Source organism: Ochrobactrum sp. BTU2 (genome assembly GCF_024539785.1).
GTDB classification, from domain to species: domain Bacteria; phylum Pseudomonadota; class Alphaproteobacteria; order Rhizobiales; family Rhizobiaceae; genus Brucella; species Brucella anthropi.
In genome coordinates this window covers 46,172-61,526 of the sequence record NZ_JAHWRG010000010.1, presented here as the reverse complement: position 1 = coordinate 61,526, position 15,355 = coordinate 46,172, and the positions used below count along the sequence as shown (strand labels likewise).

The following is a 15,355-nucleotide window of genomic DNA, read 5'->3' as shown; positions in this document are numbered from 1 at the left end:
CTTGCTCTCAGCTCGCTAATTTGTCCGTTGTCTCTTCTGCTCTGCGTCATAACGATTTACCGCTTCGTGATGATACACATGATTTTCACACAAACAAATACTGCATAATTTCCAAAAAGGCCAATCGCTTTTGCAACCGTCCACGATGGCGCGCGCGACAGTTCGCAGGGCAAGCGAATACGACGCGCTTCCCGTTGGAAAAGCGCCTAATCAGCCAAAAATGCCCGGATTTGCGCTAAGCGCTACGGGCAGAAGGCCTTAGACGGCCAACATCACATACCTGTGACATTATCGCTGTGGCTGAGGCCTTTATCCTTCTCGAAAGCCCATTGGACGGTTCAGGTTTCACAGGCGTTCCAGAATGATATGAATTATATGAATCTTCTTTCTGGCTGTATTTTTGCACACCCCCCTCAAAAAAAGAGAGCTGTTCGGGCGCATTTTCGGAGCGATACCGCTTCCAGCCGCGCAATCGGTTACGGCAATAGGCGACTAGCTTTTCCAACGGCGAGGCCAAAACCCTGATCACAGAGACAGTTCCTCTTAGTCGGCCCGAGTCGATGCAGATCAGCCGAAGTTCGGTCAGTAGCTTCAAGGACTGGTTGACGGAAGATCGGGAAACCCCCGCCATTTCCGCAATTGTGTTGATAGACGCATCGCAACGGTTTCGTGATCGTGCGCTCAACCTGCAAATGACGGCGAGCACGGCGCGGGCGGACGAGCATTTAGGGAGCCGCTCGATAAAGGCAAGCGGCATCTGATGCACCAGAAAATCGGCCAGTTCTCTACGCCGCCCGGCAGCAACGCGCTTTTCTGGAAGTGTCTTGGATATGCTCGGCAGCGGCGGCGGAAATCGCCGCGCCAATCGCTTTGCTGCTCCGGCTTGCGCCAGATCCCGCAGTTCTTGGCGGCGGACCGCAGCAGCACTTGAGAGCGCCTCCGCGATCTCGTCTTCACCGGGTGCCCCGGTGTAGCGGCCCCAAAGGTCTCGCATCAGTGAATCGACAGCCGCAATCGTTGGCAGTCGGCCGACGATCTCATTCGCGTTGAAGTTTGAAAGGCCTGCTGGGCCTCTCCAAGCTGGGTTTTCGTCCATTTCTGTCCCACCAAATTGTGGGGCCAAATCAGCCTGTGAAAGGCAAAAACCCTTGCATTCCTCGGAGAAGCCGCTATCTTCCATGGTGACAGAACGGAAGAGGTTTTGGCTTATCCGAAGATCGGATTGGTTTTTAATCTCTCACACAAAGCCCCGAACGCGATTTAAACCCGCGAGAGGGGCTTTTGCTTTTCTAGCCCTATTTCATCCAAACATTCCCAAATCACTAAGACTCGTTACACATTCATGCGAATGTGACGCGAGAATGTGAAATTTGTCAAATCCCACTGATACTCGCGCCATTTCACATTCCCACCGACATCATAGAAGATGCCGAGTTATCCTGTTTTGCGGAGCGAGAAACAGTCGTTTCCAGCTCCGTTTTTGCCGCCTTGTCCGCCGTCAGTTCAGCCGCAAGGTGACGTGCCGTGACTTGCGCGAGATCGTTGTACGCAACCAGAGCGCCTTTGATTCCCACCATCCCCGAGCCAAGCTTTGGATCGAGTGAGGCTTGGCAGATCATGCGCGCGATCTCGCTGTAATCCCCCGAGGTCCTTCCAACAGTGGCGTGCCGGAGCGTGGTTCCCGATATCCCGCGGTTGTTCCATTCTGCGGCCATGCCATTCAATTTCTTGTCGCAAAGGTGATTCTTTGCTTTTACGACCATATCATAGGAATTGCCCCTGTAAGCCGCGAATGCCCCAGCCTCGCTAACAGCCGAGGCAAGGCGGGCAATTCCAGATGGATCATGATAATTTGAAAAGGTGCTTTCCCCGTCTGAGCCGCGTTCACGAACGCGCAACGCGCAACAGGTGCTGAACATCTTTTCGTTTGGATCGCCAAAGGGATCAGAGCCGACGAAAAGCCCGGTATTCACGGCTCCCAACTCGCGGACTGCCTTGACGAACTCTACATGCAGATCGGCGATTAAAGGTTCCAGCGCCGATTTGAGATCGGATGGCTCCACAGTGACATTCTGGTCCGTGAGCCGCATCTGAATATCTCGTATCAGATGCGGGAGATAATAATCGGTCAGAGCCTTGGTTTGCTCGATGGGCGCAAGTCCGAGGCCCTGCGACATGGCATTGAATGCATCGAGCAGCGCCCGGACCCTTTCCTCATCCGGCTTCACATAGGAAACGCGGCTCGCGATGCTCTTGCCCAGCCGCTCGATCACCTTCTTGTGCCCGTCTTTTTTCAGCAGGTAGCAGTGGCGGATTGTGCCGTTCTCGTCCGTGTACATTGCCTTTTCGCCCATCCGTTTTCCGGCAAGGGCCGATACGGCGGCGAAAAGGTTGCCCTCTACCGCATAGCGGGTGCGAGCCACATGCCCGCCAGCAACGTTCTCGATCAGGGCTTCCATCAGTTGGGCTTCGGCGGAACCGTCTCCGAATTTTGCCGGATGTAGGAGATCGTCGGCGGCCTCGGCATGGAGCTGGCCACCGGTCGAATGAAGTGCCTCGGTCAGAATCTCCGACCACATTGGAGCGATCTCCTTCATCAGACCGAGAGCATTGTCGTTGAGCTGGGCCGCCGTAAGCACCCAAGCATCTTCACCCTTTAGCCTCGCCTCTTCGGAAGCCGCGAATGCGCTTGCCAGAGGAAGATCGATCAAGCGCTCTTCGCCCGGAATAGCCAGACGAATGTCCCACGCGCCAAGATTCAGCGCCTTTTCTTCATCGAACCGCACGTCTGTTATGACGGCCGGTATCGCGATTTCCCCGTCAGCAAAGCTCGTGCCCTCGATGTAATCTACTGCTGCTTGAAACAGCGATGTTTCACGGAGGCGGCCAATGGTTGACGGATTTACAGCGACAATAGCACCTGGCTCTAAGAGCGGAGCGATCTCGCGAAGGAATAGAACCTTATTACCGGCCTCGATCACCATCTTATCGAAGCCCTTGGCATCTCCGGCCGCCTCCACGGCAGCTCGCCGCGACCAGACTTCCGCAGCCTTTTCGACGCTATGCTCTTGTGCTCCGAGGCTACGCAGATCGGCGGCACGGTTCATCAGGCGATCAAATATGGCGTCAGCAAAGGAGACATCCTTACCGAGAGTGCCGGGGGCAACCTCGTCAATACGCTCTTCGACCGTGATCCGGCGTCTGGTGATCTCGTCAACCATGCGGCCCTCGCCGCGAACTATCGCTTCGTCAACGCCCGCAGTCCGGATAGGCTTCACCGCCTCGCGATAAGTGATCTTGTTGAGGACAAGCGAGCGCTCAGACATGCGTTCGGCGGCCTTGTCGCCCGCGATCAACTGACGAACTTCTTCGACCTGCGCTTTCCAGTCATACTCCCGCAGTCGTAACGGGTTCTCTCCGAGAGCGTCCAATAGGCCTACACGCATCTGAAACGCTGTATCCAGTTCGCCCATGATCGCGCGCTGCATTCCAGTGGGCAGCGCGATCATTCGTCCCATCAGTTTTTCCGAAAAGCCGCTCCTGATTTTCTCTGGATCGATATCAACATCGATATTGATGTCGAGCAGTTCCGCGATGTCGGGATTGTTCGAAAGATACTCGAATGAGACAAACTGGCCGACCTCATTGAGGAGATCGAGTGCTTCGCTTATGTTCGACTCATTCTCGCGGGTGGCAGTGCTCGCCGAAGTGAGCGAGCGATTCTTGCGATTGAAGAGCTGCGCCAAGCGGTCTGATGATGCAAGGCCCTGTTGTGGGATCGTATAGAGCGGCGGATGCAATTGCCCTACCCGATTGATGCGCCCGTCGATTTGGCGTTCTTGCGCCACATCCGCCTGCATCTGAGCTTTGATCATCTCACGAGGCCGGACATCGTAGCCAACTGCGGGTGATGAGTGCGCCGAAAGACCGACTGCGGCTGATTGGTTTAACAACAGAACGTCAGCCCGACCGTTGTTGAAGGCAGAGACGACATCATGCTTGAGCGGCTTTTGCCGCGAGGTGGCAACATACCCACCATCATCGGTTTGCCGAATGGTGTAGGACCGCCCTGTGATCTCGCCAAGTGTGAGGCCGTGCTTTTCGAGAGCTGCCGACAAGTCATCGATCACAGAGAGTGACAACATCGAGAAGTCGGCTTCATCGACCCGCCGATTAAAGTCCACAAGCCAGCCCTCGTATTCCTCCAAACGTATATCGACTGTCACCCCGAACCCGTTTGATTCCTTTACCGTGAGGAGCCGGTCGGCCATCCGCTTGACGACATGACCAAGATGCGGCTTCTCCGACAGGCGGACTTCGCCGCCCGGAGCGATAACCGCTACCTCGTCATCGCCTGACAGTGTTTCTTCGATCTGCTGGCTGATCAGATCGCGCAATAGCGCGTCCCCTGTGTTGGCAACCGCGATCACGGGCTTTCGCCCCTCGCTGATCGAGCGCAGCACCATATCTTCCAGAAACACGCCATTGATGGCGAGCGTGAGATAATTCGACAGATGGTGGAACCGCGACGCAGGCGACTGATAGTGAACATTCACGAGACCAAGCGCCCGCTGGCGCTCTGAATCCGAATGAGCTGTTTCCTTCACCAGATTTTCAAGCTCACGCTCTCGCTCCTGCGACCACGCCTTGACCTCCCGGCCGAGTGCAAGAAGCTCAGCCATGTGGTTCGCAAAAAGATCGACCTTCTCAAGAACCTGAGCATAGCGATTAGGATCAATGTCCTGTAGCGAAAGCGTCTCGCGCGCCACGTTCGTATTGTCCAGCTCGCGGGCAATCAGGGCACCACCGCGCGCCATTTCAAAGGACAGAGCTTCTTGCAGGGCAAGTGGCTCTTGCTCAATCAGCTCCACAAGCCTGTCAGTCGGCAAGCCGACATCCGGCAGCGCCGAACCATAGACCCGTAGATTGCGCGCGCCTTTCAGCGCAGTGCCCGACGAATAGGCAACCGATCCGCCCAGCTCGGTCACATGCTCGACAAGCGATTGCATCATGCGCCCGACATTCGATGCTTCGCCAGCAGCCTTGTGTGATTCATCCATCATCAGGAGCGGCGGCCTGTCCTGCCGCTTCAACCATTCGATGATAGCTTCGAGCTTTGCCTCTCGACCAACAGCGCCTAGCTGAGAATACGACGACAGGATCATATTGATCGAGCTGTCGATTTCCTTGCCCTTTTTGGAAGCGGCGTTCCCCGCCTTGAAAACATAACCGTGCGCTCCGCGCCGGACCCCCTCGAACTCTGGATCGATGATGGAAGCGTCTGGCGTGCTGTTGACGATGTAGGGCCGAATATGCTCGCCGAGATCGGCGGGACGGGTACGCAGTACCGTCGCCACGTCTCGCGCAACAAAGTCCGTGAAAAGGGCCGGGTTATCCGTGAAGAATAGCACCGGCCGATCTTCCTTTAAGGCAGCGCGCGTCAGGGCCGCGAGCTGGCGGCCTTTGCCCACGCCCATCAGGTCGCCAATGATAACCGACTTCGCAGTAAGTGCCTTGTGCAGAGCAAGGCCGACGCCATCCACCTGCCCCGCGTGCAGGAGAGTGCCAAGTTCTCCTTCGGGCACGCCGAGCTGATCTGCCACAAAGGAATCAATCGGCCCCCGTACTCGCTCAAGATCGGCCAGCGCTTCCGCGACGGGAGCGGCAAGCGCCTTCTGGATCTTGAGCAGCGGGCCTCCCACTTTCGAGGCAGGCTCATAAGTGACTTGGAAAGGATCGTTATCGAAAACGATGTCATCAATGAGCACTTCCGGTGTGATGGCGAAGCTTTCTTCCTCGTCCAGATCATCCGGCATCGACGCCGCAAAGATCGGCGGCGTTGCTGGCCCCTCCTCCGTTGCGGGAATTGAATCAGCCGAAGGCTGCGGCGAAACAGCTTCCTCCGGCACCGGACTGCCGGAAGACCCCGCCGATGCCGGGCTAAGCTCCGCCGTATCCGGGGATGGTCTAGGCGCTACGCCCGCAACAGGGCCATCTAACACCGGAGAGGTAGGCGTTTCTTGCTTCCGGCCGCCTTCATGCTCACCAGCAGACCTGCTCCGTCCAATACCGGATGATTCAACAGATGCTGGCCGGGGGAACCACCGCCGTTGTCGCGGTTTCGGTGGGGTGGCTGGGCTCGGCTCCTGCGCCTCCAGCGGCGCTGCACGAGCTGCCGCTTCTTCCTGTGCAATCTCTTCGGCCGACCAAACACCGCGACGTTCCATGATCTCGACCATGGCCACTCTGGCGGTGTCGCCCCACGCGAACAACTCATCCGTCGTCCGCAGATAAGGCAGCTCTGCCGGAAGCGATTTAACCGCTTCGCCAGACATAGGCTCTTCGAGCCTTGGTCCCAAAGCATACAGAATGACTGGAAACTCAGCTCCCGATTTCCGATACAGGCGGCCATCTAGCATCGCCGCACCGGCAACCTCGAAAGTTGCGTGCAGATATCGATTGAAGCTGTCGAGCGCACCTTCCAGCTTGCCTTCGGTTTTCATTTCACCGGGCAGCACGAGGAAAGCACGGCCGGTATCGGCCTTCAAGAACTCCAGAGAGTCATAGACGATCCGGTGATCGAGCCGGTTAATTGCCAGCTTTCGGCCATGCCGATCAGTCTCTACAGTTTGCTTCAAGCCTTCGAAAGGCGGGTTCGCCAGTACGGCGTCGTAATTTCTGCCCTCCGCATTCTCCCCCTTGAATGGAAATGCGCGGGCACTGATCGATACTGCGGACGCGCCAGCTTCCCGAAGCGTCCTTGTCCCGCGTGCTGCGCGATCTTCATCGATTTCAAAACCCTCGACACGGGCGCCAGCCACGGCCGCGCCAATGGCAAGCGCTCCGTTGCCCGCAGTCGGTTCGAGCACCAGATCATCGCGGCGAATCCGGAGAATGTCCGCCGCAACCGCGCCGATGGGCAGCGGCGTAGAATACTGTTGCAGCCGGAGGCGGCCTGCCGTCCGTTCGGCATGGGCCGCTACGCGGTCATTAAGCTCGCGAGCGATCTCGCGAAGCCCGATCCCCTGTCCCGCCAGTCTCGCCGCCTGCACCACAAGCGATGCTTCGATTTCCTCCTGCAATGCGAAGAGGTTGAGGCTCTGCTGGTTGGGGTTAGCTACGATGTCGGAATGAAGCGCCGTGAGTTTCCTGCGGTCGAATTGCTCACCAGTGGCTATCGCGCGGGCGATCCCCTCGGCGCAGCCGCGTAGATCAACAGGGCTGATAGCCCGCAGGAAACGATCCCGATAAACGCCCTTCTCCCGCCCGTCTGGAAGACGGTCATACTCATAGTGCGGCTGATTTTCCATATTGACGGCTACACGGCCGCCAATCGTCTCATAAACCACCGACCCGGCGAGATTCATGCCGATACGGCGCGGCGTTTCCATCGCCGCCAGCCCCGCACCGTTCAGGCAATCGCGGAATCTGCGCATCAGAACGACATGATCGTCCAGATCGACAGTCCTGTCGCGTTCACCAAGATTGGAGGCGCTGACTCCCATCCGCGACCACAAATCAGTGGCACGTAGATCATCAGGGGGCCGAACGACAAAGGCCGTGGCCACGTCCGTCTTGATCATATTCAGGATCGGGACGTTGTATTCCTTTAATGCAGCCTCAACAGGCCGCACGCCGGTATCCGTGTTCACGACGATCAGAAGGTCACTATTGCCCGCGTGCATACGCGACGCGCGCGGGATATACGCCGCTCCGATATTGTCCTTCGCGAGTATGGGGAGAACCACCGAAGGCATCGACGCCTCCCGGTGTTAGAAGTTCAGCGAAGGACCGCGATTCAAAGTCGCTTCTGCGCTCTTCTCGGCAGTCTTCTTTGATTCCGCAGGGGCATCCGGCCGCTTGAACTCGATACCATGCAAGGTTCGGTGCGCGCGTTCAGCAACCTTTGTCAGCTCGGGCGGATTTTCTGGCTGCTGCTTGGGAAGCGCCTTGCTCGCCATAACGGACGTTGCTGCCGGACGTTCCATCATTTCCCCATCGGCGCGGCGGGTTGCAACGGAAACCACGCCGGGGAAGACTTCATTCGCGAACATCTCTTCCCGCTTGGCGATGTGCTCTTCTGCCGCCTTGAGAAAGGGCACTGTGTAGCCCGGCGTAATGGAGACCTTCACGCCTTCGGCCTTCACTCCCTCGTAGTAATCTCGAAGGGTCTTCTCGATATCACCCCGCTCCGGCCCGTCAGCAATCCGCGAAGCGATCTTCTCGAAGGGTACGCCCGCAACTGACGCAAGAACCGTCATCGCGATGCCAGTTTTTTTATCAAGGGTCATCCGGTCGAGAGTGTCACCGAAATTCGAGGACAGACGATAATCCCCGGTGCCAACCTCATAGCTGAAAGAGCGTGCGAAATAGGTGTTGAAATCAATGTACCCACGCTCATTCGGCTGGGAGACAGTGACCATCAAAGTACGCGTCATCAGTCCGTCGCCCACTGGTGATTTTGGGTCAAAGGCCGCAGAAATAGCGGATCGGGTCTTCGCCTGATCGGCGGGATCGAGCGCCACGGCCGCGTCAGGCTGATAGACTTGGAGACGCATCGAGCCATTCTCGAACTTCTGCAAGCTGATCGTCCCGCTCAAGACAGCCTTGGAATCCGGGTCTGGAACCAAGCCGAATGCCGTTTGGGCATAGTAGTTCTTGTCAGAAAAATCGAGCCGCACATTGGTCAGTTGCAGCACGCCACCCGGCTTGACGTAAAACTTATCATCCTTCGGATCGGCGAATCTGTCCAAGCCTACCTGATTTGACAAACGTTGCGCCCATATCTCGACACGCTCACGGTCATCGTCAATTCCGGCCTTCATGATGTTCGCGGCGCGAGCCGGTGACATCAGGCCAATTGTCAAAGGGGCACCAGTCACGACATTCTTTCCCGTGACCGTAACGATGTTGTCTTTTGCGGAATAGCTCTCGACTTGGAGAGCGACATTGCCCAGCATGGCTGGACGGTCGGGCCGCGATTCGCTGTTACCAGACTTCGCGGATTGCCTGCGATTCGGGCGCATTGCCATGAAAATCCCTCCTATCAACTGCCCACTCCGGCCGGAAAACGGCTCCTGCCTCACTAAAGGGCGCTGGAAAAATTACATTGTCAAGTGTAAAGAGAAAACACTGTATAACGCAGCATCCGCCCAATCGCCAAATTGCTTGTAATAAGCTACACGCGAGCGTAAAGTGTGCTACACGCTCGGAGCTACACAATCATGGTTTTGAACATTCGGAATGAGGATGCTGACAAGCTGGCTCGTCAATTGGCCAAGATCGACAAGTCCAGCATCACGGATGCGGTGATCACTGCATTGCGCGAAACCATCGCCAAGCGGATGCACACTGAGACGCCCCGAGAGACGGCGAGAAAAATTCTCGCAAAACGCGGCTTGTCTTTCCAGCCTAACCGCAAACCGGTGCCACCGGAAGCCTATCACGATCTTGACCATGATCTCAGCGAGGGCAAGTAATGTTCGTTGATGCCTGCGCTATAGTTTCAATGATGGCTGGCGAGGACAGCGCCGACGCATATGAAACCGCCTTGATCGAGGCAAAGGCCCCGTTCACGTCCGTCCTCGCAGCATGGGAAGCCATTATCGTTCTTTCACGCCCCGATCAGCTCGATTGCCCCTACAGCGCGGCCGAGGGGGCGGTGGTCGAATGGCTGGAAGCCCGTAATATCCGGCTGCGGGAACCCGGATCGCCGCGCCGTGTCCTGCAATACGCGGTCGCGGTCGCCGAGCAACACGGCATCGGCAAGCGCCATCTCAGCAATTTCGACTGCTTTCACTACGCCTATGCGAAGGCGATGCGGGCACCATTACTCACCATGGACCAATTGCTTCGCGAAACGGATATTTCTAGTCTGCCGTAGGTCATGACCTGTCGCGACGCTTGCCAATTATAATAGCGCCATTACCGGCTACCATCGTATTCACAATATCATATCCTGCTTCATCAAAATCGCCATAGCAATCTTCAATAGCATTGAGGAATAGTCTCATATTAACTTGAGGCAATTTTATTGTTTTAGATGAAAATAGGTTATTCTCAGTCTTCGTGACCTGTGGAGCTTCAACCCATTCCGCTTTAAATCTTCGCATATAAAATCTCCTACTGTGGATACTCCATAGTGAGCCGGTTCCTTCCGATGAACTGACGTTAAGGAAGGCGACCAGCAAGCGACAATGCGTACCGCAGCCCGCGAGCAGCCTCTCCCGGCATCATTAAGGCCGAACGAACTGAGTGGGCCAGAATCTGCGCGAAGGCGAGCGCCACGGCATCCCGTTCACGGGAAGCTGCGAAGAAGGAAGCCTTACGGAAAACCACTCCAAAGAGTGCTCCCCGCTGTAGACCGATCTCGAAACGGAAAAGCGTCTTTGACGGGCCATTGGCACCGAGCTGCTGCGCCGCGTCCGCCGCCAAGCCTATAAAGATCGGTAGCGCAAATTCAGGACTGCACCAGACGGCAGAGCACGTGTTACCGAAAGGCGGCCTCGTGGTCGCCAGCGCAGACGCCTTCTGCACTTCCGGTTCGCATTTATCGAGAACTCCTTGCATCATCCGCTTGAACATCTCTTCTTGCAGATGCACCGGTTCATCCTCCGGCCGTGACGGGGGCTGACGCGCGGCAAGGATACTCCCTATGGTTTCTTCAACCACGAGCCTCGACAAATTCGAGCAAGCGAACTCTTCACGAGACAAGGCCTGCATCAGACGCGGTATCTCCCCCGAAATCCGAGCCTGATAATCAACCGCATCAGCGTATCTCGCGGTGTGAACCCGGTAATTTTCGCATATATCGCGAGCAGAATGTAAATCACCCAAAAGGCGATAAAGAACATCCATAAATTGATTTTGGTGAACTGCCAGATCATCCCGAACAGTATGAATGTCGGCCCGATCAACATCACCGTACCATGCAAACCGAGAATCCCATTCAGCGGCTCACCAGTGAACCGCCAATTGTCACTCGTGTAACTAACGATCTCATCAGCCATTGTGCGCCACCATGTTGTTGCAGCCGCGCGGCCAGCAGCGCAGCTCTCCTACGTCGAGATGGGTGAAAGTCGAATAGAACCCCACTCCACCACCTTTGAAAGCAAGTCCAGCTATCCCGATGGAGCGCGCGGGATAGCCCGGCACCTTGAAGTCACCGGCTCGGCCGTAGAGATGTTGCGAATTTCGCGCCGCTCCCTCTATGCTGGAATTGTGCACTGGCGTCCGATACCCACTGGTCAGGATAAAGGGCAGCATGGAGCCGTGGATCGTCGCCATCGTCGACTGCACCGATGACACAAAATCAAGCAGCGCAGGATCAATCCATACCGCTTGATCTGCATCGGCCACGTCTCGCCAGAACCATGACAGCTCGGCAAGGGCATCTCGATAATAGCCTTCCTCCGTCCGATATTTCACCGCCATGCTCTCGCCGGTCGCCTGCCGGTAGAGCTGGAGGGTGCCGAAACCGTGAGTTCTCGGGTCGGAGGCTTCCCGTGCAGCCTTCTTTGCTTCCTCGTGTAGCCGCTTGTCATCGGCCGATAACTCTGATGACTCTTCGGTTTCGGGGATCTGGTCTGTCCCACTTTCGGGCGACAGTCGGTTTACTTTTTCAGCAGCGAGTTTCTGCTCTTCACTCGTCTGCGGGAGCGGATTGGCTGCTATCATAGATGGCATGCTACCCACCGTGACAGTGCCGATCCCGCCGACCACAAATGCTCGCCGCGTGAGGCTGATCATGAGAGCACCCTGTCAGTGCGCGGTACGCCATAGCGCCGCAACACCTTCTGCGCCACGTCTTCATCAATCTCACCGGCTTTGAAACGTTCGCGCACGCTGTCGCGCATCGACTTTCCGCTTTTGCGGGATCGCATCAGTTCCGACAGATATCCAGATGATCCGAGGAAGCCTACCTTGATCAGCTCTTGACGAATTTCGTCGTCCAAGATCACCCACTCGCGCATGCAGACGCGCCCGCCTGACCGGTTGCGGACGAGCACCTGAGAGACAACCATGTGCGTCGTCGCCACTGCCATCTCGAAAGCCTGACTCTGCTGTTCGCGCGGAAACTTTCCGACGATACGCTGAATCGACAACGCGGCAGTGTTTGAGTGGACGGTCGTATAGACGGCATGGCCAGTATTGGCCGCCTCCTGTGCTGCTGCCATCGTGTGGTAATCTCGCTGCTCGCCAATCACGATTAGCCGAGGCACGCGGCGCATAGCCTCTTGAATGCCTTTTTCGAAGCTTTCAAAATGCGTTGGAATTTCAGATTGGGCAATCACGCATCGATGTGACGAAATCGAGTCGAAAAGGAACTCAATCGGCTCTTCCAGCGTCACAACGTTGCCTTCAATCGCGGTGTCTTCCTCCATTACCCGGCGCAGGAGAGCCGCGAATGTCGTCGTCTTTCCTGATCCAGTTGGGCCGGACAGAATCACCGCCCCCATCTCAGGCGTCGATTCCGCAATAATATCTTCTTCGAGCTGGATATCGGATACGGTAGGAGGGTTAGCCGGAATGTATCGGCAGACCATCTGACCGCCTTGTCCGGCACCATAAGAGCAAGCCGAGACGTTCACGCGAAAGCGATAGACCTTCGGCTCACCATATTCGTCTCGATCACTGCGGTCGCGGACATCAATGCGCCTGTTGAACGCGCGGCCTCCTGCAAGGCGAATTTCGATATCACCGCCGCCGCCCGTGATCTGCTTTGCGGCTCGAATGAAATCGGAGTTGTCGTAAGTCCACTCTGTCAGCGCGATGTAAGAACCGCGCAGGTTCATCATGATGGGCAAACCAGTCTGGAAGATCACATCCTGACAGCCCTTTTTGGCCGCATAGGCGAGGACCCGCATGATGTCCTCTGACGATTCCGTCATCCGGTAGGCCTGCGACAAGTCACGTGCACCAGTCCACAGGCCCAGAGGAGAAACGTCAGGATTATACTGGTCCATGTCCGGTCCCCTATTTGGTCGATGATTTGGTTGCTCGGGGTGCTTGTGCCAGTCCCCGAACTGTCACATCAGCCGAACCCACCGGGAAGGCATCTGCGCCAGCTCCAGCTTTGAAACGGGGTGACACGGTGAGCTGAATGCGCTTCAAGCCGCGCAAAGCGACCTGACCGTCCCGGCTCACAACGAGCGCCTTACCGTTCATAACAGTCTGTGGAAGGGATATTGCGCCTTTCCGAGCTAGATCGTGAAAGCGCACCATTCCTTCAAAATCGCGGCGCATGCGGCGCTCGGCTTCCTCGAAATAAGCCCGCGCCTCCTTGATCCCAACAGCCTGACCGCTCTTGTAAGAGCCGTCCCACACCTTCTGATCCTTTTCAGTGCGGGGCCGCAGGGCGATGCCGTTGTAGGGATCGGACTGCATATGCAGATAGGTGCGCCATGATGGGGGTTGTGCAGTAAGCCGGGCCTGCGAATAGATCTCGAACCTACCGAGCGTAAGGTCGAGAACATTCGGCCCGTTTCTCTCGACGCGATCTCCGGTAAGTACCACCACAGGCGGCACAACATACTTGTTGATCATAAGCTGTGCGAATGGATACGTGCTATCGAGCCATGCACTCTGTTTTAGGAGCGCCGCATTGATCCGCTCGGCTTCCTGCGCATAGCCATCCCTTATTCCGGCCGTGCGTGCCGTCCTTTCCACCAGTTCGTCACGCGCTGGACCTTGGCCCGCCAGACCGGAACCGGGAGGCACCTGCGGCCCTCGCCATGTCGGCGTTTGACCGCGAAGATTGACCGCCGGATCAACCTCGATCCGTTTGTCTGCCCCCTGCCCTGCGGTGATCATTTCTCCGGTAGAAGGATCGCGAACAACACTTTGACCCGGCATGCCGGGACCAAGTGCAGTTGGCCCCTGATCCATCTGCGGATAGCCCGGTGGGTAGCCCATCGGAGGATAACCGGGATAGACGGGCGGATAGCCCATCGGCGGGTATCCGGGGTAGACGGGCGGATAGGTAGGATAAGCGGGATATGCGGGATAAGCCGCAGCTCCGGCATTCGGCACGTTGGAGTAGACGTTCTGCCGAACCGGCGACTGTTCTTCTTGTGCTCTGGCTGCTGACAAGGCCGTCGCCGAAATGCTCGCCGCCAGCGCCATCACAATGCCTAACCGACCCATTTAATCTTCCTTCCGACCATCTCGATAACCGCCGAACCGGCGACGAAGCTCGGCTTCTTACGGCGCTGTGCGTTTGCATGCTCTCGCTTGTACCCGGCGAATGCCAGCCGCGCGATCTCTGTGCCTCTCAGCAGAGGCGGAAGCCCCATGACATAATCGTGGAGTGTTTCACCGAGATAACCCGGAGAGATCGTCACCACGATTGGTTCGCTGTCCTGCTCGGCCGCCATCAGTCCACTACTCTGCCCCAACGATTCCCGCTTTTGAGAAGTCCTCGCACTATACTCATTTCACATTGTTTCGCAACGCGCGTATCAATGTGTTTCTTAGAAATCATTCCTGTCGAAAGCGCCGTCGCATGTCCGCCTCCGGCATAGATACGTTTGCATTCCTCGCCGAGCGCTTTTTGTACGAATGAAGCCCCGAACTCTCGCCATGCCTTATGGCGGGCGGCATCAATGAGACCAGTCACGTCACGCTCGATTCCACTGACTAAGGTGGTACGTGATCCCATCGTCTCCGAAACGCCCACTACCGGTTCTTCAAACTGTTCCTCAATGGCACTGATGGCTGCGCGCTCGACATAAAAATCTGCTGCGACGGAAGCCTCTGGCAGAGGATATCCTTTTGATAAGTTCAGACGCGCATATCGCCATTCACGCGCCCCACAATCGACACACGCCAGAAAACCGTCGGGGGGCACCGATTTGTCGTCAGGCTCCCCACGCATATCCAAAAGGACATCCGCTGCAAGCGCTGTTGCAGACCCCATTACCCCAATACGGCCAGCGCTTATCACGTTGCTAGCACGAGGTCGGGCTGTCTCAAGAGCATACCGCACGCTGTCGGCAAATGGGGTAAGCGTTGGCTCTGAAACATTCACCATCAGAACGTCGCATTGAGGCTCGCCTAGTTTGGAAAAGGCGGCGGATAGAAGTGCGCCTAACTTCTCCTGCGGTGACAATGCCCCGGCAAGCTCGCCCGTCACAAAACCGCGATATTCTGATCGATCTCCGACGCGGGCGATATCGTCACCGATAACCACATAACAGGGCAATTCGCTGCCGCTGCTATGTGCTCTCTCACCCAGCGATATTCGGGTTGGAAACGTGACACGCCGCGCGTGACCTTTTCCACTTACCATCGCCTTTGTGCTGAGTGAACCGATATCGACCGCGACCGTTACCAGACGGTCAGCCATGTAGCTGCC

At 56.8% G+C, this 15,355-nt stretch carries 13 protein-coding genes; 2 read left to right on the top strand and 11 right to left on the bottom strand.

The genetic code is table 11. From position 1 onward, the window contains the following. Window positions 1-235: 235 nt before the first annotated feature. The 3 genes from KWJ32_RS22075 to KWJ32_RS22065 form a co-directional block, all read right to left on the bottom strand. Window positions 236-1,180, bottom strand: coding sequence for a hypothetical protein (locus KWJ32_RS22075; RefSeq protein WP_125271610.1), 945 nt, complete (start codon window positions 1,178-1,180; stop codon window positions 236-238). A gap of 220 nt (window positions 1,181-1,400) precedes the next feature. After that, a complete protein-coding gene (locus KWJ32_RS22070; RefSeq protein WP_125271609.1) occupies window positions 1,401-7,757 on the bottom strand; it encodes a strawberry notch-like NTP hydrolase domain-containing protein in 6,357 nt (2,118 codons plus the stop codon). Between the two features lie 15 nt (window positions 7,758-7,772). After that, a complete protein-coding gene (locus KWJ32_RS22065; protein ID WP_125271608.1) occupies window positions 7,773-9,032 on the bottom strand; it encodes a hypothetical protein in 1,260 nt (419 codons plus the stop codon). 192 nt (window positions 9,033-9,224) lie between these two features. Between KWJ32_RS22065 and KWJ32_RS22060 the strand changes: the two genes are divergently transcribed. Both KWJ32_RS22060 and KWJ32_RS22055 read left to right on the top strand, forming a co-directional pair. Next, the gene (locus tag KWJ32_RS22060) at window positions 9,225-9,479 is read left to right on the top strand and encodes a type II toxin-antitoxin system VapB family antitoxin (protein WP_172965739.1); all 255 of its coding nucleotides are present in this window, start codon (window positions 9,225-9,227) and stop codon (window positions 9,477-9,479) included. Beyond that, window positions 9,479-9,883, top strand: coding sequence for a type II toxin-antitoxin system VapC family toxin (locus tag KWJ32_RS22055; RefSeq protein WP_125271607.1), 405 nt, complete (start codon window positions 9,479-9,481; stop codon window positions 9,881-9,883). The genes KWJ32_RS22060 and KWJ32_RS22055 overlap by 1 nt, the downstream gene beginning before the upstream one ends. A 1-nt stretch (window position 9,884) precedes the next feature. Here the strand turns inward: KWJ32_RS22055 and KWJ32_RS22050 are convergent, their stop codons facing one another. The 8 genes from KWJ32_RS22050 to KWJ32_RS22015 all read right to left on the bottom strand — a co-directional run bounded on the left by KWJ32_RS22050 (window position 9,885) and on the right by KWJ32_RS22015 (window position 15,346). Next, complete coding sequence (locus KWJ32_RS22050) at window positions 9,885-10,112, bottom strand: hypothetical protein (RefSeq protein ID WP_256886274.1); 228 nt, start codon at window positions 10,110-10,112, stop codon at window positions 9,885-9,887. 58 nt (window positions 10,113-10,170) lie between these two features. Then, window positions 10,171-10,602 carry a hypothetical protein gene (locus KWJ32_RS22045; protein WP_256886273.1) on the bottom strand — a complete coding sequence of 144 codons (432 nt, stop codon included), beginning with the start codon at window positions 10,600-10,602 and terminating at the stop codon, window positions 10,171-10,173. Between the two features lie 119 nt (window positions 10,603-10,721). Next, window positions 10,722-11,009, bottom strand: coding sequence for a hypothetical protein (locus KWJ32_RS22040; RefSeq protein WP_125271605.1), 288 nt, complete (start codon window positions 11,007-11,009; stop codon window positions 10,722-10,724). Next, entirely contained in the window at window positions 11,002-11,748 is a 747-nt protein-coding gene (locus KWJ32_RS22035; RefSeq protein WP_125271604.1) for a DUF882 domain-containing protein, read from the bottom strand. Before KWJ32_RS22035 ends, KWJ32_RS22040 begins: the two co-directional genes overlap by 8 nt. Then, entirely contained in the window at window positions 11,745-12,965 is a 1,221-nt protein-coding gene (locus KWJ32_RS22030; protein WP_125271603.1) for an ATPase, T2SS/T4P/T4SS family, read from the bottom strand. Before KWJ32_RS22030 ends, KWJ32_RS22035 begins: the two co-directional genes overlap by 4 nt. A 10-nt stretch (window positions 12,966-12,975) precedes the next feature. Further along, window positions 12,976-14,145, bottom strand: coding sequence for a type IV secretory system conjugative DNA transfer family protein (locus KWJ32_RS22025; protein WP_172965738.1), 1,170 nt, complete (start codon window positions 14,143-14,145; stop codon window positions 12,976-12,978). Beyond that, complete coding sequence (locus tag KWJ32_RS22020; protein WP_125271602.1) at window positions 14,133-14,375, bottom strand: hypothetical protein; 243 nt, start codon at window positions 14,373-14,375, stop codon at window positions 14,133-14,135. Before KWJ32_RS22020 ends, KWJ32_RS22025 begins: the two co-directional genes overlap by 13 nt. Continuing rightward, a complete protein-coding gene (locus KWJ32_RS22015; protein ID WP_125271601.1) occupies window positions 14,375-15,346 on the bottom strand; it encodes a hypothetical protein in 972 nt (323 codons plus the stop codon). Before KWJ32_RS22015 ends, KWJ32_RS22020 begins: the two co-directional genes overlap by 1 nt. Window positions 15,347-15,355: the final 9 nt, after the last annotated feature.

Coding starts and splice junctions, on each gene's coding strand:
- KWJ32_RS22075 (WP_125271610.1), bottom strand. CDS start 1,180: ATGGAAGATAGCGGCTTCTCCGAGGAATGCAAGGGTTTTTGCCTTTCA.
- KWJ32_RS22070 (WP_125271609.1), bottom strand. CDS start 7,757: ATGCCTTCGGTGGTTCTCCCCATACTCGCGAAGGACAATATCGGAGCG.
- KWJ32_RS22065 (WP_125271608.1), bottom strand. CDS start 9,032: ATGGCAATGCGCCCGAATCGCAGGCAATCCGCGAAGTCTGGTAACAGC.
- KWJ32_RS22060 (WP_172965739.1), top strand. CDS start 9,225: ATGGTTTTGAACATTCGGAATGAGGATGCTGACAAGCTGGCTCGTCAA.
- KWJ32_RS22055 (WP_125271607.1), top strand. CDS start 9,479: ATGTTCGTTGATGCCTGCGCTATAGTTTCAATGATGGCTGGCGAGGAC.
- KWJ32_RS22050 (WP_256886274.1), bottom strand. CDS start 10,112: ATGCGAAGATTTAAAGCGGAATGGGTTGAAGCTCCACAGGTCACGAAG.
- KWJ32_RS22040 (WP_125271605.1), bottom strand. CDS start 11,009: ATGGCTGATGAGATCGTTAGTTACACGAGTGACAATTGGCGGTTCACT.
- KWJ32_RS22035 (WP_125271604.1), bottom strand. CDS start 11,748: ATGATCAGCCTCACGCGGCGAGCATTTGTGGTCGGCGGGATCGGCACT.
- KWJ32_RS22030 (WP_125271603.1), bottom strand. CDS start 12,965: ATGGACCAGTATAATCCTGACGTTTCTCCTCTGGGCCTGTGGACTGGT.
- KWJ32_RS22025 (WP_172965738.1), bottom strand. CDS start 14,145: ATGGGTCGGTTAGGCATTGTGATGGCGCTGGCGGCGAGCATTTCGGCG.
- KWJ32_RS22020 (WP_125271602.1), bottom strand. CDS start 14,375: ATGGCGGCCGAGCAGGACAGCGAACCAATCGTGGTGACGATCTCTCCG.
- KWJ32_RS22015 (WP_125271601.1), bottom strand. CDS start 15,346: ATGGCTGACCGTCTGGTAACGGTCGCGGTCGATATCGGTTCACTCAGC.